Raw genomic sequence first — 19385 nt, forward strand, 5'->3', positions numbered from 1 at the left:
AGAATCATACATTTTATCCTCAGCGTTGAAGGTTGAACATGTCGAAGACTCTGCCCCTCGAGGGCCTCACTGTGATTTCCTGCGAACACGCCGTCGCCGCACCTCTGGCCACCCGCCACCTCGCTGACCAGGGCGCCCGGGTGATCAAGATCGAACGGCCCGGTGCGGGCGACTTCGCACGCAGCTACGACGAAACGGTGCACGGCTTGTCTAGCCATTTCGTCTGGCTTAATCGCAACAAGGAGAGCCTCACCCTTGACCTCAAGCGGCCAGAGGCCCTGGAGATCATGCACGAACTGCTCGCCACCGCCGACGTTTTCGTGCAGAACCTGGCCCCCGACGCTGCTTCGCGCCTCGGTCTCGGCGCTGCCGACTTGAGAAAGCGCTACCCGAAATTGATCACGTGTTCCATCAGTGGGTACGGCAGCAGCGGACCGTACCGAGACGCCAAGGCGTACGACCTGCTGATTCAGAGCGAGGCCGGGCTTGTCGCGATCACCGGCACCTCGGAGGCTCCAGCGAAAACCGGCATTCCTACGGCGGACATCGGCGCCGGCATGTATGCCCTCACCGGAATCCTCACGGCCCTGCTGCAGCGCGAGCGCACCGGAGAGGGTTCAGAAATTGAGGTGAGCTTGTTTGATTCCGTCGTCGAGTGGATGGGGTATCCGCTCTATTACACCGAATATGGCGGTACCGCCCCCGCGCGGGCCGGCACCAGCCACGCGACGATCGCCCCCTACGGCACATTCCGTGCGGGGGACGGCGTGGACGTGGTGCTCTCCGTGCAGAACGACCGGGAGTGGGCCACGTTCTGCGCCGGCGTGTTGGAACGGCTTGATCTCGTCAGCGACGAGCGGTTCGCCACGAGCGCCGCACGAGTGGCGCACCGCACCGAGCTACATTCCGTGGTCGATGCCGTCTTCGCCATCCACGACGGGACGGAGATGGAACGCCGCCTGTGCGACGCGAAGGTGGCCTTCGCCCGGCAGCGCGAGGTGAAGGACGTGCTCACCCACCCGCAGCTCGCTGCGCGAGACCGTTGGCGCACCGTCGAAACCTCGGCCGGTCCGGTGCGGGCGCTGCTACCGGCCGTGACGGTGGTGGGGCAGGCGGCGCGCATGGACCCGGTGCCCGACGTCGGTGCCGACAACCGGTCCATCCTGCACGGCCTCGGCTATAGCCCCGCGGCCATCGACGAGCTCAGCGGCGCGGGGGTGCTGTGATGGCCGAGTTCGCCTATGTCGACCAGTTGCCGCTCGGCCCCAACGACACCCCGATGCGTCGCCTTGACGTGGCCGGCTACCGGGTACGGGGGAGCGGAGACGATGCCGTGCTTGAGGTCGACCAGTCAGCCATTCAGACCCTCGCCGACGCGGCGTTTCGCGACCTGGCCCACTTTCTGCGTCCCGCTCACCTGGCCCAGTTGCGCCGCATCATCGACGACCCGGAGTCTTCAGCGAACGACCGATACGTGGCACTCGACCTGCTGCAGAACGCCAACGTCGCCTCCGGCGGAGTGCTGCCCATGTGTCAGGACACCGGAACGGCCATCATCTCCGCCAAGCGGGGCCACCGCATCCAGACCGACGGAACGGATGCTCGCAGCCTCAGCCACGGCGTCTATCAGGCGTACCAGGACCTCAACCTGCGCTACTCGCAGATGTCCCCGGTCGATATGTGGACCGAGGCGAATACGCAGAACAACCTGCCCGCGCAGATCGAGATCGGCCTCGGGCAGGGGCTGGAGTACGAGTTCCTCTTCATGGCGAAGGGTGGCGGCAGCGCCAACAAGTCCTTCCTCTATCAGGAGACCAAATCGATCCTCGACGAGAAGAGAATGCTCGAGTTCCTGAAGGCGAAGATTGAGAGCATCGGAACCGCGGCCTGCCCGCCGTACCATCTCGCCGTTGTGATCGGCGGAACCAGCGCAGAATTTGCCCTGAAGACCGCCAAGCTCGCCTCGGCCCACTATCTCGACACCCTGCCCGAGCAGGGCAGTGACGCTGGCCACGGCTATCGCGACCAAGACTTCGAGCAGCAGGTGTTCGAGCTCACTACCCAGCTCGGTTTCGGCGCCCAGTTCGGCGGAAAGTACTTCTGCCACGACGTGCGGGTGGTGCGCCTGCCGCGCCACGGTGGCTCGCTGCCCATTGCGATCGCGGTGTCCTGCTCGGCCGACCGTCAGGTCCTCGGCCGGATCACCCCGGAAGGCGTGTTCCTCGAAGAACTCGAACGCGACCCGGCCCGGTTCATCCCGAGCACCGGGCTGGCAGAGATCACGGATGCCTCGGCATCCGTTGCCATCGACCTCACGGTGCCAATGACCGAGATCCGTGCCCAGTTGAGCGCCTGCTCGGTGAGTACGCGCCTCTCACTGACCGGCACCCTGATCGTGGCCCGCGACATCGTGCACGCGAGGATTCGCGAGCGGGTGGCGCGCGGCGAAGGCATACCCGACTACCTGCTGGAGCATCCGGTCTACTACGCCGGTCCGGCGAAAACACCCGAAGGCCTGCCGTCAGGATCGTTCGGTCCCACGACGGCCGGCCGCATGGACGGCTACGTAGCCGAATTCCAAGCGCTCGACGCCTCGCTCGTGATGCTCGCCAAGGGCAACCGCTCGGCGGCCGTCACAGCGTCCTGCCATGCCAATGGCGGGTTCTACCTCGGCTCGGTGGGCGGCCCAGCCGCACGGCTGGCGCAGGACTGCATCCGCTCGGTCGAGGTCATCGACTACGCCGAGCTGGGAATGGAAGCCGTCTTCCGCGTGGAAGTGGAAAACTTCCCTGCCTTCCTCGTAGTCGACGACAAGGGAAACGATTTTTTCAAGAAAGACGACCGCACCTTCGTGGGACTCAGCCCCACCCGCCTGCGGTCCTGATCGCTATGAAAGGCACCGACATGAGCACCGTCTCACACCGTCTCGCCGCGCACACCGTGGCCGACCACCCCGTGTCGCCCGAGCTCGCGGAGTGGATGCGGCTGCTGCTGCTCGACTACCACGCCGTCACCGGCGGCGGATTCCACCGCGACTCGGCGGTCGCCGCCCGCGCGGCCATCGAAATCTCCGAACAGGCGACGGCCTTCTTTCCGGCAGCGCTGCATGGAGTGGACGGAGCTGGCACGAGCGGGTTCGCCACCGTGGAGCACGCCGCCCTGGTGAACGGCATCACCGCGCACGGTCTCGAACTCGACGACACGTTCGAGGAGTCGTCGCTGCACCCCGCCGTTGTTATCTTTCCGGCCGTGCTAGCCCTCGCAAGCACTCAGCAGTCGCCGACGGGAGAGGTTTTACGGGCCGCCACCGTGGGCTATGACGTGATGTGCTCGGTGGGCGTGCTGCTCGGCGCGCGGGAGAGCTATGGGCGCGGCTTCCACCCGACCGGGGTGGCCGGCTGCCTCGGCGCGGCGGCCGCCGCGGCCCGGCTGCTCGGCCTGACCGTGGAACAGACCATTCATGCGCTGGGACTGGCGGCGAATATGGCGTCCGGTTCGCTCGAGTTCCTGGCCGACGGCTCGTGGACCAAGCGGCTCAACGCCGGGCATGCTGCGGCCACGGGTATCCGGGCCGCGAAGCTCGCCGCCGCCGGATTCACGGCGCCGGCGACCGCGATCGAGGGACGCGACGGTTTCCTGGTGCAATACGGCGCCGGAGTTGTGGACGGCCGACAACTGGCGCTCGAGTTCGGGCGCAGCGCTCTTGACACGTCGATCAAGTTCTACCCCTGCTGCCGCTACATGCACGGCAACATCGACCTTTTGCGCGGCATCCGGGAGCAGAACCCGCTGCTCGGGATCGATGACGTGGCCCGCATTCGGGTCGGGGTGATCCAGGCCGGCGCCTCGCTCGTCTCCGAGCCTGCCGCCCGCAAACTCGAGGTGAACACCGCTGTCGACGCTCAGTTCAACATGCCGTTCGGGGCGGCCGTTGCTCTCGCGACCGGGCGCGCCACGGTTGACCAGTTTGACGACGCCCCGACCGTGGCCGCTGACCTGATGGAGTGGATGCGCAAGGTCGAGTGCTACCGCAGCGACCGGCTCGAGGCCGCGTTCCCGGCCAGGTGGGAGGCCGAGGTGCAGGTGGTGCTTTGGGACGGAACCGTGATCGAGAAGAGCGAGGATTCGTTCCGGGGGGCGCCGGGCGACCGGGCAACCTGGGCCGACATAGTGCAGAAGGCGGAGGCGCTCATCGGAATCACGGAGGCGAACGCGCTGGCCGTGAGCATCAGCCGTCTCGGCGACGCAACGGTGCTCGGCGGCGGTGTGGCGGTGTCCACCGGCACCCTCGCGGACTCTCGTGTATAAGTGATGCGCCGGCGCGAGTCGGGCTCCCGTGCGGTGGTGCTCGCGGTGGGCGCCACCATCACCGGCGGGCTGCCGGTGTTCCTGCTCGGCGCCCTGTTCGTGCAGATCCAGCGCGATGTTCCGGCGCCACAATGGGTGCTCGGCGCGGCCGTGGCCAGCTACTGGGGTGCGGCCGCGGTGATGTCCCTGCTGGCCGGCCGGCTCGTGTCGTGGTCGGGCATTCGCTCGGCAACCCTCCTCGGGGTGGTCGTCGGGGCGCTGAGCCTCGCGGGCGCCGCATTCTTGGTGCCGTCATGGGCCTGGCTGCTGGTGTGGGCCGCAGTGGGTGGAGTGTCCAATGGCATCAGCCACCCGGCGGCGAATCAGCTGATCAACCTGCGGGTGCGGCGCGGCATGCTCGCGACCGCGTTCGGCATCAAGCAATCGGCGATCCCGTTCTCTGCGTTCCTGGCCGGGCTGGCCGTTCCCGCGCTCGCGCTCACCCTGGGGTGGCACTGGGGGTTCGGTCTGGCGAGCCTGTTCGCGCTCGCGGTGGGCGTGCTGTTCTGGTGGTCGGTGCCGCGCGGGGAGCTCTCGCGCAAACGACGGGGCGGCTCACACGTGCCGCTGACACCGGCGCTGATGAAGTACCTGCTGCTGATGACGAGCGTCACCACGCTTTCGGCCGCGGCCACGGGTGCCGTCACAGCGTATGCGGTGATCACCGGCATCGAGCGCGGCCTGCCGCTGGCGTGGGCGGGCATCCTCTTGAGCGTAGGCGGTTTGCTCAGCGTCACCGTGCGCGTCATCGTGGGACGGATCGCCGACCGGGCGAACAGCAAATTCGCGCTCGCGACCGTGGCCACCATGATGTGCGTCGGTGGCGCGGGGGTGCTGCTGATGGCCGTCGACACTCAGTGGACCTTCGTGGTGGGCATGCTGCTGGCTCTCGGCATTGGCTGGGGCTGGCCCGGACTCACCCACTTCGTGGTGTCCCGCGTGGCCGGTCCGGCCACGCCAAGCGCGACGGGCATCATGCAGATCGGTACGTACGTCGGCAGCGGCGCCGGGCCGCTCGCCTTCGGTCTGCTCTACGCGGCGGTGCCCGAGGTAGCGCTGTGGATCATTGTGGGAGCGGTGCAGATCGTGGCGGGATACATCGCCGTGGTGCTGGCTCGAACCACTCCACCCCCGGTGCCCGTGGCCTGAGCACTGTCCTTATTCACACTGTCAAAGGAGACATTATGACCACACTGTTCATCGGCCTCGGCAAAATGGGCGACCCGATGGTTCGCCGCTACGCGCCCGGTCGTGACGTGCTGCTCTACGACGTGGATGCGGCGGCGAGCGGCGCGCTCGCTTCAGCCGTCGGTGCGCGTGCGCTGGCCGGGCTCGACGCGCTGCCGGCGGGCATCCGTACCGTCATCCTGATGCTCCCCAACAGTCGCATCGTCGAATCCGTCGTGGAGGCGCTGCTCGCGCAGCTCGAGCCCGGTGCCCTCGTGATCGACATGGGCTCGTCGGAGCCGGCGAGCACGCAGCGGCTCGCCGCGCAGGCCGCTGCCGCCAAAATCGCGTTCGTGGATGCCCCGGTGTCCGGCGGGGTGGCAAAGGCCAGCATCGGGGAGCTGTCGATCATGGTGGGCGGGCTCGCGGCTGATCGGGAGCGGGCGATGGAGCATCTCGCTCCGCTCGGCACCCGCATCACCGTGGTGGGGCCGAGCGGGTCCGGGCACGCGGCGAAGGCGCTCAATAATTTGCTGTCGGCCACCAATCTCGCGGCTGCGGCCGAGATCTTCACGGTGGCGCGCAGCTTTGGCATCGACGCTGCGGTAATGCTGGACGTGGTGAATTCGTCGACCGGGCGCAGCCAGGCCACCGAGGTGAAGTACGCCAAGCACGTGCTGAACGGCACGTTCGATTCCGGTTTCTCGCTCGACCTCATGCGGAAGGACGTGGCGATCGCCCAGGCGCTCGGCGCCGGAATGAGCACGCCAATCACGGACACGACCGTGGGGGTGCTCGCCGAAGCCCGCCGGGTGCTCGGGGACACGGTGCCCTTAGACCACACCGAGGTCGTGCGCTATGTCGAAGTCGTCAACCAGGTCGAGCTTCGATCCGAATTAGAAGGAGCAGTTCATGTCTGAGAACCCGCAGGACTACATCGACCAGATGGCCCGCAAGCGTGGCTATGTGCTCGATTACCACAAGGTGATGGCGAAACAGGATTTCCCGGTGCTGCAGGCCGCGAACCACCTGGTTTCGGCCGCGTACCTCGACCAGCGCACCCTGGACCGGCGTACCAAGGAGCTCATCTTCATCGTGAGCCTCACGGTGATGCGCGCGGCGAAGGGACACATCCAAAGCCACATCCGGGTGGCTCTAGACCTCGGGGTGTCGGCGACGGAGATTCTGGAAGCGATCGAGATCTCGCTGCCCGAGGCTGGCATCGTAGCGTTCCAGGGCGGGTTCGAGGCCTGGCGTGAGGTGGTCGGCGCGGACGGCATCGAGCCGACCGTGAGCGTGCACGAGGGTGGTTCGGGCGCCGGCGCCTAAAAAATTTTGCGCATTCAGATCTTCCCTCTTCCCAAACGAACTATCCAAACGTGGAGGCTATACCCATGACCATTCCCACCCACCGCGTCGCCGTCATTCCCGGCGACGGAATCGGCACCGAAGTGATGCCGCCAGCACAGCGCCTGCTCGAGCTGGCCGGCCACCGTTTCGGGTTCGCCTTCGAGTGGCAAAATTTTGACTGGAGCTGCGAGTACTACGCCCGCACCGGCGCCATGATGCCCGCCGACGGCATTGAACAGCTCGCCGAGTGCGACCAGATCCTGCTCGGCGCCGTCGGGTTTCCCGGTGTACCAGACCACGTCTCGCTGTGGGGCCTGCTCATACCCATCCGCCGGGCCTTCCAGCAATACATCAACCTGCGTCCCATCAAGCTGCTCCCGGGCATTGAAAGCCCACTGCGCAAGGTGCCCGCCGGGGGCATCGACTTTCAGGTGGTACGCGAAAACAACGAGGGCGAGTACTCCGAGAGCGGCGGGCGCCTCTACCGCGGCCTGCCGCAGGAGGTCGCTATTCAAGAATCGATCTTCACCCGATTCGGCGTGACCCGAGCCATGAACTATGCCATCAACCTCGCCGAAAAGCGCGAGGGACGGCTCGCCAGCGCCACCAAGTCCAACGGCATCATTCACACCATGCCGTTCTGGGACGAGATTCTTCGCGAACTCGGGCAGGAACATCCGTTGCTGGAGATCTCCGAGTACCACATTGACGCCCTCGCTGCCTTGTTCGTACTGGACCCGGGCCGCTTCGACGTGGTCGTGGCCTCCAACCTGTTCGGCGACATTCTCACCGACCTCGGAGCGGCCATCATCGGCAGCATCGGCATTGCGCCCTCGGCCAACCTCAACCCCGAGGGCGAGTTCCCCTCGATGTTCGAGCCCGTACACGGCTCGGCACCCGACATCGCCGGCCAGGGCAAAGCCAACCCGCTCGGCCAAGTCTGGGCCGCGTCGATGATGCTCGACCACCTCGGCCACCCCGAAGCTGGCGCCGCGCTCGTGGACACCATGGGCCACGTGCTGCTCGAAACGGATGTGCGCACCCCCGATCTCGGCGGATGCGCCACCACCGAGGAGGTTTCCGACGCCCTCGCCGATGCATTCGCTACCGTGACCGCCGAGGCTGTGCTGCGATGAGAATCGTCGACGTACGCGAAGAGACCATGCCGATCAACTCGCCGATTCGCAACGCCTTCATCGACTTCAGCAAGATGACCCTGAGCGTGGTCGCCGTCGTCACCGACGTCGTACGCGATGGCCGCCCGGTTGTCGGCTACGGCTTCAACTCCAACGGCCGTTACGGCCAGGGCGCCATCATTCGCGAGCGTTTGTTGCCGCGCCTGCTCGAGGCCGACCCCGCCGACCTGCTCGACCCCCTTCGAGACAATCTCGACCCGGAACGCATCTGGAACACCATGATGACCAACGAAAAGCCCGGCGGGCACGGCGAACGCTCCGTTGCGGTGGGTGCGGTCGACATGGCTGTCTGGGATGCCGTGGCCAAAATCGAAGAAAAGCCTCTGTTCCAGCTGCTGGCCGAGCGTTTCGGTACGGGAACGCCCAACCGTGAGGTCTTCGTCTACGCCGCCGGCGGCTATTACCAGCCCGGGCGCGGCCTCACGGGCCTGACCGATGAGATGCAGAGCTATTTCGACCGCGGCTACACCGTGGTGAAGGCCAAGATCGGCGGAGCGCCGCTGGCCGACGACCTGCAGCGCATCGAGGCCGTGCTGGGCATGCTCGAATCGCATCAGCGACTGGCCGTGGACGCCAACGGTCGCTTCGACCAGGCAACCGCCGTGGAATACGCCCGGGCGCTCTCACAGTACGACCTGTTCTGGTACGAAGAGCCCGTGGACCCCCTGGATTTCGAGGCACAGGCCGCAGTTGCTGCCGCCTACGATAAGCCCATCGCCACCGGCGAAAACCTATTTTCGATGCAAGACGCCCGTAACTTGATTCGTTACGGGGGACTGCGGCCCGAGACGGACTGGCTGCAGTTCGACTGCGCGCTCAGCTACGGCCTCGTGGAGTACCTGCGCACCCTCAACATGCTCGAGCAGAACGGATGGTCCCGCTCGCGCTGCATCCCACACGGTGGCCACCAGATGTCACTGAACATCGCTGCCGGCTTCGGCCTCGGTGGAAACGAGAGCTATCCCGACCTGTTCCAGCCCTTCGGCGGTTTTCCCGATGGTTCGGAGGTAGTGAACGGCTTCATCACGATGCCGGACCTGCCCGGGATCGGCTTCGAGGGAAAGGCCGACCTGTACTCGGTCATGTGGCAGCTGGGCGAGCCCTCGCTCGCGTTGTAGGGAGCCGCTCGGGCGGAAGTTTGCTCGGCGATCCGCGCGGGGACCCGACGACGACCGGCTGGCTCATTCCGAGATCGCTCATGGTCAGGCGCGCCCGGTGGGTGGCACCGGGGCGAGAACCACCACGGCTATGCCGTGCCGTCTAAAATCGACGCAGCTGAGACGCGAATGCACTTGCTCTTACCCACTCCTGCCCGACAGACCGTAGCCATATTGACTTACGAGTCATACACTGTAAGTCATGAAAACTGTCGTCACGCTCAGCAGCAAGGGGCAGCTAACGCTTCCCGCGGCCGTGCGCAAAGCACTGCGACTCGAGCAGGGTGATCGATTTGAAATCTCGATCGACGAAAAGACAGGCACGATGAATATTGCGCCGGTTGCAGGCATCGAAGCCCTCAGCGCGCGAATCTCCAGCTACGCGACCATCATCGAGCCCGTGACAGACGTCGACGCCTATTACCAAGAACATCGGAACGGCGAGCGCGCAAATTGAGCGCATCCTTGGATGCAAATGTCGTTCTCCGATTGCTACTCAACGATGTACCCGAGCAACATGACGCCGCTGTGCTCCTGCTTCAGACGGGCGGCACGTTTTTCGTATCGGACATCGCACTCGTCGAGACAGTCTTCGTGTTGGGCCGCGCCTACGGGCTGAATCGAGAGCAGCAGCAAGAAGCTATTCATGGCCTCGTGAATCTGCCGCAGATCGTCGCCAACGCTTCACTGTTTGATCGCGCGCTAAACCTGTATGTCGCCCATCCCAAATTGTCCTTCGAAGACTGCTATCTCGTAACGGCGGCAGACCTGACGTCGAACCAGCCGCTCTACACATTTGACCACAAACTGGCCAGCCAAACGGATGCTCGCCTGCTGGCGACGGGCTAAAGTGTGCGAAACAGGCTGGCTCAGGACGGCCCCTACCCATCCGAACCGCCCGTTCCCCGCGTCGACGCCGCTGCTGGTCGCCGACAGGCCTACGCGCCCCACCAATCCGCGTCATCATCCCGCTCCTGACCAACCGCCGCAGCCGTGACCGCCGCTTTCAGATCATCCCAGGCGGTCGCGCCGCCTGACAATGATTTCACGCGCGCGATTCCGAGGCTGTTCTGATTGGTCGAGGCCAAATCGCTGCGTGACACCACGTAGAAATCCCATTGGGCCACATTCAGCTGGTCGTAGACATCGTGCGAGGTTGCGGTCTGCACGCAGAACACGTAGAGCATGGCGTTCAGCCGCCGACCGAGAGCATCGCGGCCGCCATCCGGTGCTCGGGGATTCGACCGTATTCCCTGCAACCCGGTGAAGTTCAGCGTGCGGAGCTCCTTTTGATCCCACAGCTGCAGGTAAGCCGATGACTTGACTTCGATGGTGATCTCACCTAACAGCAGATCATAGGAATCCCATTCAATGCGCTGCAGCTCTTGGATGCCGAGTGCAGTGCCCACGAGATACTCGGCCAGGTATCCGCGGGCATTGTTCATGCGCAGGTCTCCGAGAGCAAACTGCCAGAAGTCCTCCACCCTGGCCCTGCGCAGCCCAAGAAACCTCATCCTGCCCGTGAGCGCTTTCCGCACCGGTGGAACCAACCACTGAATTGCATCTTTCATCTTCGGAGCCTAGTGGCGACGCCATGCCCGCTAGATTGGCTCTAAACCATCGGGGGATGCATGACAACACAGGCACCGGCTATGCGCGATCAGATCGCCGCCCAATCGGTCATCGAAGAGTTGCTCCGCCAGCAACAAGCTGTGCCGCCACGCTCGCGTTTCGCTCGGTTCTGGGGATACTCCCCGCTGGCCGCCGACAGCGTCGCCTGGTACCTCGGCGCTCAGGGTGAGATCGAGGTCGGCAAGATTCTCGGCCGCCTCCCGCCCGAATGGAGAGTTTTCCACGCTCTTCCGATCGGCAAAGCCGGCGCCGATATCGACCATCTCGTGCTCGGCGCGGGCGGAATCTTCACGATCAACACCAAACACCACCGCGGCAAGAAGATCTGGATCGCCGAACGGTCGTTCCTGGTCAACGGCCAAAAGCAGCCCTACCTTCGCAACTCCATTTTCGAAACTACCCGCGTCACCAAAATACTTCGAGAGCGGATTCCCCAGCTCCCGGCAGCGCAGGCCGTGATCGCGCTGGTCAGCCCCGGGCAGATCACGATCAAGAAGAAGCCCGACACCGTAAATGTTCTCGATGCAAATCACTTGCGGCGCTGGCTGCTGAAACGGCCGATAGTCCTCGCCGAGACCGATCTGGTCGAGCTCGCGGCGATCGTTGATGCGCCGCCGACCTGGCCGACACCCGCCTTGCCGCGCACGCCGAACCTGATGGCCAAATTCGCCAGCCTCGACGTGGACGTTCGAACCGCGCGCACACGCCGCACCGTCTGGAAGCTCCTGAGTATTGGAACAGCGACGGTGCTGGCCGTGCTCGTCGGCCTACCCCTCCTCAGCAGGGCGGTCGAAGGCTTCATCACTAATCTCTGACGCGTCATACAGGGCTCAGGGGCGCGAACGGCTTGAATCAGACTTGGTGAAGGCTGCCGTCACTTGGACGCGACGAACGAGGCAAAATGGCGCACTTTTCAGAAGAGCCCTCTCACAGCTGTCGCGATTCAGATCATCTTGTGCCGAAACAGCTTCGCTGGCTTGCCGACCAGACCGGGCCGGTAGGCATCCGTTTCGACGAGCTGGCCCAGCATGTGCCGACGGAAGGTATCCTTACCGAGCGGTTCACCCGCAATCGCCGAGTGCAGGCGCAACAGCTCGAGCAATGTGAACTCCGGGCCGAGCAGACGCTCTGGGTCACTGGCACATCGGAATAGGGCGACTACTAAGCCGCAAACTGTTCGTATCGCGTGGCCAGTGCCTCTCGGGAAGGGCGATCGGCAGTGCGGCGGGGGAGCACGAGCGCTCTTCCGTGCATGTCCTGAAGCCCATGCCGCAGCATCGGTCCGTCGACCTCATCGAGAAGTGCATGGTCGATGCGAACGATGAAGTCGGGCGTGATTCCCAGAAGATCTCGGTCGTACGCGGCGTGGTGGATTTTGCAGAGCGCCAATCCGTTGGTCACGCGTGCAAAGCCATCTCTTTCGCCGTCAGGAATGATGTGGGCGGCGTCGAGGAGCGAGACATGCTTTAGGGAGCAAACGGCACAGCTGTCGGCATACGCATGCATGACCTTGGCACGAAATGCGGGTTGGTGAAGTCTTGCTCGCACGGTGCGTTCGGCGTACGCACGTTGGTCGGGCGGCAGCGTGGTGGGGTCACCGAAAAAGCGAAGAGACTCATCCATCGTGATTGTGAATACCCGTGCGACTGGGTCATCCGCGACCACGTATACGGGGTAGTGAGCTGCGTAGACGCCCGTGCGGATGGCTTCGAAATAGATGAGAGGAGCATGCAGCTGATGTGCCCGCTGCAGCTTGACGTTGTCGCTGCTGTTCCCCGCTCGATAGTCGTACTTCACGAACGCTGCGGTATCGAGCACGTCTGCGTACGGACCGTCGACGGTCGTCATGATGCTCAGCGTGGAGCTGAATTCGGCGGGATTGCGGATTCCCCTGCCGCGATCGATCAACGGGAGCCGGAGCTCGCCGATGTAGAAATTTGCGAGCTCGTCACGACTGAATTCGTATTGTCCAGTGACCTCTCGCTCCTCGAGTAGGCGAAAGATCTCGAGGCGAAGAGCCAGTTCCTTTTCGGGAGAATACATATTGCAGTTCTACCAGCTCTCTGAGGGCTGCGCGCAGGGAAGAGCCATCGCCCGAAACTTACTTATGCGGAAAGTTTGCGATCGCGCGAGCCACGTGGCGACCAGCTGGTTTGGGCACACGCGTTCCTCGACGGCCGGTATCGAGAGCGATCGCCGCACCTTAGGGCGGCGCGGAGCAGCCTGACGCTACTGAATTGGCGCCTCAGCGCCGTGCACGAAGCAATGTCGGTGGCTCCTGCGACACTCATCTTGTTCCCGCCGGGAGCAACTTTGAAGGGGGAACACCATGACTGATCCGAACTACACCGCCATACTGCTGGTCATCGATCGCAGTGGCTCGATGACAGGCATCCGCGATGACATGGTGGGCGGCCTCACCACGATGCTCGCCGAGCAGGCGGCCGAGCCGGGCATGCTCACCGTCGACATCGTCACGTTCGACACCGAGATTGAAACGCAGTGCTCGTTGGCCGACCCGAAGAACGTCACGATCTCGCTCGAGCCGCGGGGCGCCACGGCGCTCTTCGACGCCATCGGTCAGTCGGTCACCGCTTTCGGTCGGGTTCTGGCCGCGCTGCCCGAACACGCCCGCCCCGAAACCGTGCAGGTCGTGGTCGTCACCGACGGCGACGAGAACTCCAGCCGCGAGTTCGGCCTCGACGCCGTGCGCGCTCTCGTTACGCGCCAGAAAGAACAATTCAGCTGGGATTTCATGTTTCTCGGGGCCAACCAAGACGCCGTGCTGTCGGGAGAACGCCTCGGCTTTGACCCCGGCAGTTCGATGACTTTCATGGCGAGTACCGACGCGGTGTCGAACATGAGCGCCTCGATGGGTCGTTACGTGAAAGACGTGCGCGGTAAGAGCAAGCGCATGTTCGACGACGAGGAGCGGTACAGCGCGATGATGCCGGAACCGGAGGCACCCATCCGCCCTTGATCTGCCCGGGTGTGATCAGCCCAAAGTGGGGGCGCGAAACGCGCCTAGGTAATGACCTAACCTGTCATTCTTGAAAAGAATTGCAATCTATGGGGGAGCCATAATGAATCGTCGCAGCCCGGCAGCACCGCTGCTTCTACCGATCGTCACTTTTGGAATTTATAACCTGGTCTGGTTCGTTAAGACCAAGAACGAAATCAATCTCATCGCCCAGAGCAGAATCTCCACTGCATGGCTCATCATTGTGCCAATCGCTAGCATCTGGTGGATCTGGAAGTACGCTGTCGGCGTTGAACAGGCAACAAACGGGGGGATCAGCCGGCACGCCACCTTTTGGCTGCTTCTGTTGCTCGGCTTTATCGGTACGGCCATCGTGCAGAGTGCGTTCAATTCAGCGATTGACACTTCCGCACAGCACGGGAATCCCCTGGCGGAGCAGATCGCAGCCTGACCGGTATCGCGGGGAAGGGTACGACGACTAGCGTTTCTCGGCCCGAGTTCGGAAGCGCCTTGAGAAAGCCGATGAGCGACGATGGCTTTGGCATGTCTGCAACAATTCGCAGGTGCGTGACTTGAGTCGTGATCGCGAACAACTTCCGGTGTCGGGAGCGCACCAGCGCCCTCTCGACACCCCATAGACAGCCCCATCCGTGGGCCGCGCGCGCACGCTTCGTGTGTCGCTACAGTTCGAAGTGCCTGTCAAGGGCTCGGGTGGCTCGTCCGCTCTGTTTGCGGTGCGGTCTGGACCGTCCGCGAAATAACCGAGCCGACAGGAAAAAAGCAAAAAAGCAAGAAGAACCCGGGGGTCCACCATTATTGGTTCAATGGTTGCATCGCAATTCGCAGGAGTGGCAGCCGTGAAGTTGTGGGCGGGAATCTTGCCGTTCGTTGCCGTGGCACTTCTCGTGCTCTTTCAACGTGCCCGTGCAAAACGGATGGCGGCACGAGCGCACGCGGACGGCGCCTAACAGACGCCGTCTGGCCCTTGCCTTGCGCCCGGCTGCAGATCTGCACTGCACATGTACATCGCAATCACGCTGATGTACATTTGAGGCATGTCGAAGTCAAGCGTCACCGACGCCAGGGCGCGCCTACCCGAGTTGATTGCCCAGGCCAGCTCAGAGGCCGTATTCTTGGAGCGTCGCGGAAAAGTCGCTGCTGTGCTGGTGAGCCCCGAGCAGTATGCACGCATGCAAGAAGCGCTTGAGGATGCTGAGGATGTCGCGGCGTTTGATGTGGCGATGGCCGACGAGGGCGACAACATTCCCTGGGAGCAGGTCAAAGCGGATCTCGGCTGGATGTGAGCAAAAACCGGATCGAATTGCGCCCGGCAGCGGTCAAAGCGTTGCGTCGCATTGATCCGCAGGACCGCGGTCGGGTACAAGGCGCCATCGCCCTGCTGGGCGAAGACCCTCGCCCGCCCGGGGCGAGAGCGCTGCAAGGACGGGACGGCTATCGGGTGCGGGTGGGCAACTATCGGATTATCTACACCGTCCGCAACGACATCCTTGTGGTGGTCGTGGTCACCGTCGGCCATCGCCGGGACGTGTACGAGTAGCGCTTGGTGCTGCTCGACGGCCGCGTTATCGTGGCCCACAACGCCGCCTTCGACGTCACAGCAGGACTACCTCGCGCTGCTCGACCGCTGCCTGCTCGACCGGCAGCTCTCCACCCACGAAGCCGTGGCGCTCTGATTCGCCAGAACCTCCCCTAAATCGGCCCTGTCTGAGGGCCGCGGTCCGGCTACGTGCCAACTAGAGTGCGGGTTCAAACCCGCCTCGCGTATTCAGGACGAGTGTTGGAATGCACGGCCATTCAGCCGCGACCTGCAGCCGGATTGAACGCGTCGAGCCAGTGAGAGGATAGCCAGCATGCCGCCGACTTGGCAGCCATCCGCCTGGGGCAAGGCTCTCACCAGCTCCGGCGACTGGACACTCGCCCTCGACGGCGACACCGTCACGGTCACCCTGGGCGGCGTCCCTATCGTGACCGCGGTCGAGGACGTCGAGATCGTCACCGTCACCCGCGGCTTGCTCTGGAGCCGGATCGAGCTGCACGTGGGGGAGTGGGTGAGTCGGCTCTACGGCACCCGCTCGAAGGATGCCGCCGCGTTTGAACGAGCCTTCGCCGCGTCACTGAAGGCGCTGCAACTTCGGCAGCTCACCGCCGAATTCGATTCTGCGGCCCACCGAGCGAGCCTAGGCTAAACGGCTTCACCGCTGCAGCCGCTGATGCCCCTCGTCTGTGGGCCGCGGTTGCGCCTACCTCCTCGCTACAGTCTTAGAATCACCACCCTCAGCTCAGGAGCACCATGCCCGGTTTCGCCGTCATCGACTTCGAGACCACGGGACTCTTTGCGGGCGGACATGACCGCGCTATCGAGGTCGCCATCGCGCATGTCAGCCCCGACGGACAGATCGAAGGGCAGTGGGAGACGCTCATCAACCCCGGGCGGGACCTCGGACGTCAGGATATCCACCGCGTGCGCGCCGCCGATGTCATGAATGCGCCCAGCTTCGACGAGATTGTTCCACAGCTCGTGGCGCTGCTGGACGGCCGCGTCATCGTGGCCCACAACGCCGCCTTCGACACCCGTTTTTTGCTCGTCGAACTCGCCCGCGCCGGCTACCCGATTTTCGAACCGGTGATCAGCCTGTGCACCATGCAGCTCGCCCGTGACTTTCTGCCCGGCACCGGTCGGTCGCTCGCCGACTGCTGCGCTGCCTACGACATCGATCTCACCGGTGCCCACCGAGCGTCGGTTGATACGTACGCCGCCGCCCAACTGCTCAGCCACTACATCACCGGTGCCGCCGATCCGATCCTGTGGGCCAACGCCCTCGACCGTGCCGCCGCCTACCGTTGGCCGACCCTGTCGTTGCCGGAGCGCCCGTGGTACCCGCGGCCGGATTTCGCGACCGAGCAGACGGCATCCGCTTTTCTGGAACGCATCAGCGTGCGGCTGCCCGAGATCACCGGTCCGGCCGAACACCAGGACTACCTCGCCCTGCTCGACCGCTGCTTGCTCGATCGACAGCTCTCCGCCCACGAAGCGCAGGCGCTCGTGCAGCTCGCCGAGGAACTCGACCTCAGCCGGAACCGCTGCGAGCTGCTGCACAGCGAGTATTTCGCCGCGCTCGCCCGCATCGCCTGGGCCGACGGCGTGCTCACAACGGATGAGATGGCCGACCTCGTCGACGTCGCCAACCTGCTCGACATTTCAGCGGATGCCCTCGATGCCGCGCTCGACCAGCCGGAACAGGCCATCGTCTCGGTGGCGAGTGCGCACTTCGAACTGCATCTCGGCGACCTCGTCGTGCTGACCGGTGATATGACCCGGCCGCGCAGTGACTGGGAATCGGAGCTGCTGGCCCGCGGCTTCGCCCCGAAGAGTGCGGTGACCAAGAAGGTCACGCTTCTCGTGGCCGCCGACCCGGACCCGCTTTCGGGCAAGGCGCGCAAGGCTCGCGACTATGGAATCCCGATCGTGGGGGAGGCGGCTTTCGCCCGCCTGGCGGGGGCGTTTCCGCTGCTGTGACGTCAAGCCAGTGCCGCGCGCTCCTGGCCGCCTGAATTCGCTGCTATCCCGGGGGCATCGCAAGCAGATTCTACTCGGAGAATCTGCGGTCTCCCGGCAGGATAGAAGGCATGGCCCACCGTCAACGCACACCCGCCGATGCTGACCCCGCAGCTGCTCGGGCGGATAAGACGTGCGCCTCGTGTGGGCGGCGCATCGAGTGGCGCGCGAAGTGGGCTAAGAATTGGGATTCGGTGAAGTACTGCTCGGCGGTGTGCCGGTCACACGGCGTCAATGCGACAGACCTGCAGCTCGAAGCGACCATCGTGACGCTGCTCCAGGCGCGGGCGCACGATTCCACGATCTGCCCGTCTGACGCAGCGCGAGCCATCGGCGGCGAGCAATGGCGCGACCTGATGGAGCCGGCGCGCCGAGCCGCACGCCGCATGGTCGCCCGCGGCGAATTGCAGATCACGCAGGGCGGAGTCGTGGTGGATCCGTCGTCCGCCAAGGGTGCGATTCGGTTGCGCAGGCCGCGATAGTGGTCACCACTTGCAGTGAGCCAGATCTGGGTGTCAAATCGCGGTGACGACACAGACAGGAGCGATCGACATGACAGTGACCTGCGACATGATGGTCTCGGAAGACGGCTACGCGGCCGGCGTGAATCAGAGCCTGGAGCATCCGCTCGGAGAAGGCGGCGAACGACTGGCTCGCTGGCGGTTCGAGCGACCTGACGAGAACGCCGCCGAGATCGCCGCCATCGCGACCGCGGGCGCCTACATCATGGGGCGCAACATGTTCGGTCCTGGGCGTGGCGAGTGGGACGACGAATGGACGGGCTGGTGGCGCGACGACCCGCCGTACCACGCGCCGCTATTTGTGCTGACGCACTACCCGCGAGCCCCGCTCGTTATGGAAGGCGGGTCGACCTTCACCTTCGTCACCGCTGGCATCGAATCTGCACTGGAACAGGCGCGCGCCGCAGCGGGCAAGAAAGAGGTGGCGATCGCGGGCGGTGCTGCCACTGCGCGGCAATACCTGTCAGCCGGGCTGATCGACGAACTGCGGCTGCACATCGTGACGGCGGTGCTGCGTGCCGGCGAGCCGCTGTTGGCCGGACTGGACGACCTCAAGCTCGAAAAGCTCAGCTCGGTGGAGCGGCAACTGGTCACGCACGTCACCTACCGGGTTGCGCACTGAACGGGTCGTGTGCGGCTTGGTCATCAGTCCAGTTGCAGGGCGATACGCAGGGCATCATCGATGCCGTCGAGTTCCTTACGGCTGACATGGCCCACAAGCTGACCGAGGTGTTCAGGCGCGACAGCGGATGTCTGCTCAACGAGCATGAGCGTGCGTTCGCTGCCGATCGCAATTGTCGGGCGAAAGCTGCTAACGCGCGCGGAACGCGAGGTCGGGGCTACCAAGACGATCGACAGCATCAGGTCGTCAGACTGCAAGATTTCGACTCGGGGATACCTTTTGTCTACATGTAACTCGACCCATCCGGTACCGAAATCGCAGGCAGGCAGGACGGTGAGATAGCGCAGGTCGGCACGCGCCATTCGTGGGAGCATGACGCATGCACAACTTCGTGAGCGAGATCGTCAACCAGGCTCCCCAACAGAACAGCTGGTGGCTCAACGGCGGCGGCTGGTTCGTGCTGGCCCTCGTCAATGCGGGCCTGGCTGAACAGAAGAACCGTTCGCGCTGGACCTGGTTCGTGCTTTCTCTGTTTCTCGGGCCCATCGCCACGTTCCTCATCGTGGTCTCGGAGCCCGTCACCCAGCCGCCACTTGAGCTGAGGAATCCGTTTGCGCGGGCCGACGATCGCTATCTCACGCTCGCTTTTCTGGGTCTCGTGATCACGGCTGGCGCAGTGCTCTTCGCCGTGGCCGGGCAGACCTGGTACATGTGGGTCGCCAGCGGCGTTGGTGCCGCGGCGCTCGCGCTCTTTCTCGTTTTGTTTCGACGTGCACGCGCAAAACGGATGGCAGCACGCGCGCACGCGCGCAGCGCCTCCGTGCCGACTGTCTGAC

At 64.3% G+C, this 19385-nt stretch carries 24 protein-coding genes; 20 read left to right on the forward strand and 4 right to left on the reverse strand.

Annotated elements, in window-relative coordinates; translation table 11 throughout:
• The first annotated feature begins 38 nt into the window (after positions 1 to 38).
• From E3T50_RS02945 to E3T50_RS02990, 10 genes are all read left to right on the forward strand, one after another.
• Positions 39 to 1226, forward strand: coding sequence for a CaiB/BaiF CoA transferase family protein (locus E3T50_RS02945; RefSeq protein ID WP_134550515.1), 1188 nt, complete (start codon positions 39 to 41; stop codon positions 1224 to 1226).
• Positions 1226 to 2884: a FumA C-terminus/TtdB family hydratase beta subunit gene (locus tag E3T50_RS02950; RefSeq protein WP_134550516.1), complete on the forward strand. Its 1659-nt coding sequence runs from the start codon at positions 1226 to 1228 to the stop codon at positions 2882 to 2884. The genes E3T50_RS02945 and E3T50_RS02950 overlap by 1 nt, the downstream gene beginning before the upstream one ends.
• 20 nt (positions 2885 to 2904) lie before the next feature.
• Complete coding sequence (locus E3T50_RS02955) at positions 2905 to 4308, forward strand: MmgE/PrpD family protein (RefSeq protein ID WP_166784185.1); 1404 nt, start codon at positions 2905 to 2907, stop codon at positions 4306 to 4308.
• Between the two features lie 3 nt (positions 4309 to 4311).
• Positions 4312 to 5496 carry an MFS transporter gene (locus tag E3T50_RS02960; RefSeq protein ID WP_241990733.1) on the forward strand — a complete coding sequence of 395 codons (1185 nt, stop codon included), beginning with the start codon at positions 4312 to 4314 and terminating at the stop codon, positions 5494 to 5496.
• A 35-nt stretch (positions 5497 to 5531) separates the two neighbouring features.
• Complete coding sequence (locus tag E3T50_RS02965) at positions 5532 to 6434, forward strand: NAD(P)-dependent oxidoreductase (RefSeq protein ID WP_134550519.1); 903 nt, start codon at positions 5532 to 5534, stop codon at positions 6432 to 6434.
• The gene (locus E3T50_RS02970) at positions 6427 to 6843 is read left to right on the forward strand and encodes a carboxymuconolactone decarboxylase family protein (protein ID WP_134468002.1); all 417 of its coding nucleotides are present in this window, start codon (positions 6427 to 6429) and stop codon (positions 6841 to 6843) included. Before E3T50_RS02965 ends, E3T50_RS02970 begins: the two co-directional genes overlap by 8 nt.
• Before the next feature lie 65 nt (positions 6844 to 6908).
• Positions 6909 to 8000 carry a tartrate dehydrogenase gene (locus E3T50_RS02975; RefSeq protein ID WP_174844719.1) on the forward strand — a complete coding sequence of 364 codons (1092 nt, stop codon included), beginning with the start codon at positions 6909 to 6911 and terminating at the stop codon, positions 7998 to 8000.
• Positions 7997 to 9178, forward strand: coding sequence for a mandelate racemase/muconate lactonizing enzyme family protein (locus E3T50_RS02980; protein ID WP_134550520.1), 1182 nt, complete (start codon positions 7997 to 7999; stop codon positions 9176 to 9178). The genes E3T50_RS02975 and E3T50_RS02980 overlap by 4 nt, the downstream gene beginning before the upstream one ends.
• 241 nt (positions 9179 to 9419) lie before the next feature.
• Positions 9420 to 9674, forward strand: coding sequence for an AbrB/MazE/SpoVT family DNA-binding domain-containing protein (locus E3T50_RS02985; RefSeq protein WP_134550521.1), 255 nt, complete (start codon positions 9420 to 9422; stop codon positions 9672 to 9674).
• Positions 9675 to 9682: 8 nt separating this feature from the next.
• Positions 9683 to 10066: a PIN domain-containing protein gene (locus E3T50_RS02990; protein ID WP_166784186.1), complete on the forward strand. Its 384-nt coding sequence runs from the start codon at positions 9683 to 9685 to the stop codon at positions 10064 to 10066.
• Positions 10067 to 10155: 89 nt separating this feature from the next.
• Here E3T50_RS02990 and E3T50_RS02995 read toward each other — a convergent pair whose 3' ends face one another.
• Positions 10156 to 10662, reverse strand: coding sequence for a hypothetical protein (locus E3T50_RS02995; RefSeq protein WP_134550523.1), 507 nt, complete (start codon positions 10660 to 10662; stop codon positions 10156 to 10158).
• Positions 10663 to 10848: 186 nt separating this feature from the next.
• Here E3T50_RS02995 and E3T50_RS03000 point away from each other — a divergent pair, with 186 nt between their 5' ends.
• A complete protein-coding gene (locus tag E3T50_RS03000) occupies positions 10849 to 11664 on the forward strand; it encodes a nuclease-related domain-containing protein (RefSeq protein ID WP_134550524.1) in 816 nt (271 codons plus the stop codon).
• A 128-nt stretch (positions 11665 to 11792) separates the two neighbouring features.
• Here the strand turns inward: E3T50_RS03000 and E3T50_RS16105 are convergent, their stop codons facing one another.
• Together E3T50_RS16105 and E3T50_RS16515 are read right to left on the reverse strand one after the other, a co-directional pair.
• Positions 11793 to 12032, reverse strand: coding sequence for an NrtR DNA-binding winged helix domain-containing protein (locus E3T50_RS16105; protein WP_420898705.1), 240 nt, complete (start codon positions 12030 to 12032; stop codon positions 11793 to 11795).
• On the reverse strand, positions 12011 to 12892 hold the full coding sequence (locus E3T50_RS16515; protein ID WP_134550525.1) for an HNH endonuclease: 882 nt from the start codon (positions 12890 to 12892) through the stop codon (positions 12011 to 12013). The genes E3T50_RS16105 and E3T50_RS16515 overlap by 22 nt, the downstream gene beginning before the upstream one ends.
• Before the next feature lie 286 nt (positions 12893 to 13178).
• On the opposite strand from E3T50_RS16515, the gene E3T50_RS03010 reads away from it, so the two are divergent.
• The 8 genes from E3T50_RS03010 to E3T50_RS03045 all read left to right on the forward strand — a co-directional run bounded on the left by E3T50_RS03010 (position 13179) and on the right by E3T50_RS03045 (position 18549).
• Entirely contained in the window at positions 13179 to 13829 is a 651-nt protein-coding gene (locus tag E3T50_RS03010) for a vWA domain-containing protein (RefSeq protein WP_134550526.1), read from the forward strand.
• 103 nt (positions 13830 to 13932) lie between these two features.
• On the forward strand, positions 13933 to 14280 hold the full coding sequence (locus E3T50_RS03015) for a DUF4234 domain-containing protein (RefSeq protein ID WP_134550527.1): 348 nt from the start codon (positions 13933 to 13935) through the stop codon (positions 14278 to 14280).
• Positions 14281 to 14884: 604 nt separating this feature from the next.
• Positions 14885 to 15133: a type II toxin-antitoxin system Phd/YefM family antitoxin gene (locus E3T50_RS03020; protein ID WP_104089781.1), complete on the forward strand. Its 249-nt coding sequence runs from the start codon at positions 14885 to 14887 to the stop codon at positions 15131 to 15133.
• Positions 15130 to 15387 (forward strand): type II toxin-antitoxin system RelE family toxin, encoded by a 258-nt coding sequence (locus tag E3T50_RS03025; RefSeq protein ID WP_134550528.1) that lies wholly within the window; start codon positions 15130 to 15132, stop codon positions 15385 to 15387. Before E3T50_RS03020 ends, E3T50_RS03025 begins: the two co-directional genes overlap by 4 nt.
• Positions 15388 to 15700: 313 nt before the next feature.
• Positions 15701 to 16036 (forward strand): hypothetical protein, encoded by a 336-nt coding sequence (locus E3T50_RS03030; RefSeq protein WP_134550529.1) that lies wholly within the window; start codon positions 15701 to 15703, stop codon positions 16034 to 16036.
• A 104-nt stretch (positions 16037 to 16140) separates the two neighbouring features.
• The gene (locus tag E3T50_RS03035; RefSeq protein ID WP_134550530.1) at positions 16141 to 17367 is read left to right on the forward strand and encodes an exonuclease domain-containing protein; all 1227 of its coding nucleotides are present in this window, start codon (positions 16141 to 16143) and stop codon (positions 17365 to 17367) included.
• A 110-nt stretch (positions 17368 to 17477) separates the two neighbouring features.
• A complete protein-coding gene (locus E3T50_RS03040) occupies positions 17478 to 17888 on the forward strand; it encodes a DUF2256 and DUF3253 domain-containing protein (RefSeq protein ID WP_134550531.1) in 411 nt (136 codons plus the stop codon).
• 70 nt (positions 17889 to 17958) lie between these two features.
• Positions 17959 to 18549, forward strand: coding sequence for a dihydrofolate reductase family protein (locus tag E3T50_RS03045; RefSeq protein ID WP_134550532.1), 591 nt, complete (start codon positions 17959 to 17961; stop codon positions 18547 to 18549).
• A 23-nt stretch (positions 18550 to 18572) separates the two neighbouring features.
• On the opposite strand, the gene E3T50_RS03050 is transcribed toward E3T50_RS03045, so the two are convergent.
• Positions 18573 to 18911, reverse strand: coding sequence for a type II toxin-antitoxin system PemK/MazF family toxin (locus tag E3T50_RS03050; RefSeq protein ID WP_166784188.1), 339 nt, complete (start codon positions 18909 to 18911; stop codon positions 18573 to 18575).
• Between the two features lie 17 nt (positions 18912 to 18928).
• On the opposite strand from E3T50_RS03050, the gene E3T50_RS16340 reads away from it, so the two are divergent.
• Positions 18929 to 19384 (forward strand): hypothetical protein, encoded by a 456-nt coding sequence (locus tag E3T50_RS16340; protein ID WP_174844718.1) that lies wholly within the window; start codon positions 18929 to 18931, stop codon positions 19382 to 19384.
• The last annotated feature ends 1 nt before the right edge of the window (position 19385 follow it).

The organism is Cryobacterium gelidum (assembly GCF_004403985.1).
GTDB lineage: Bacteria > Actinomycetota > Actinomycetes > Actinomycetales > Microbacteriaceae > Cryobacterium > Cryobacterium gelidum.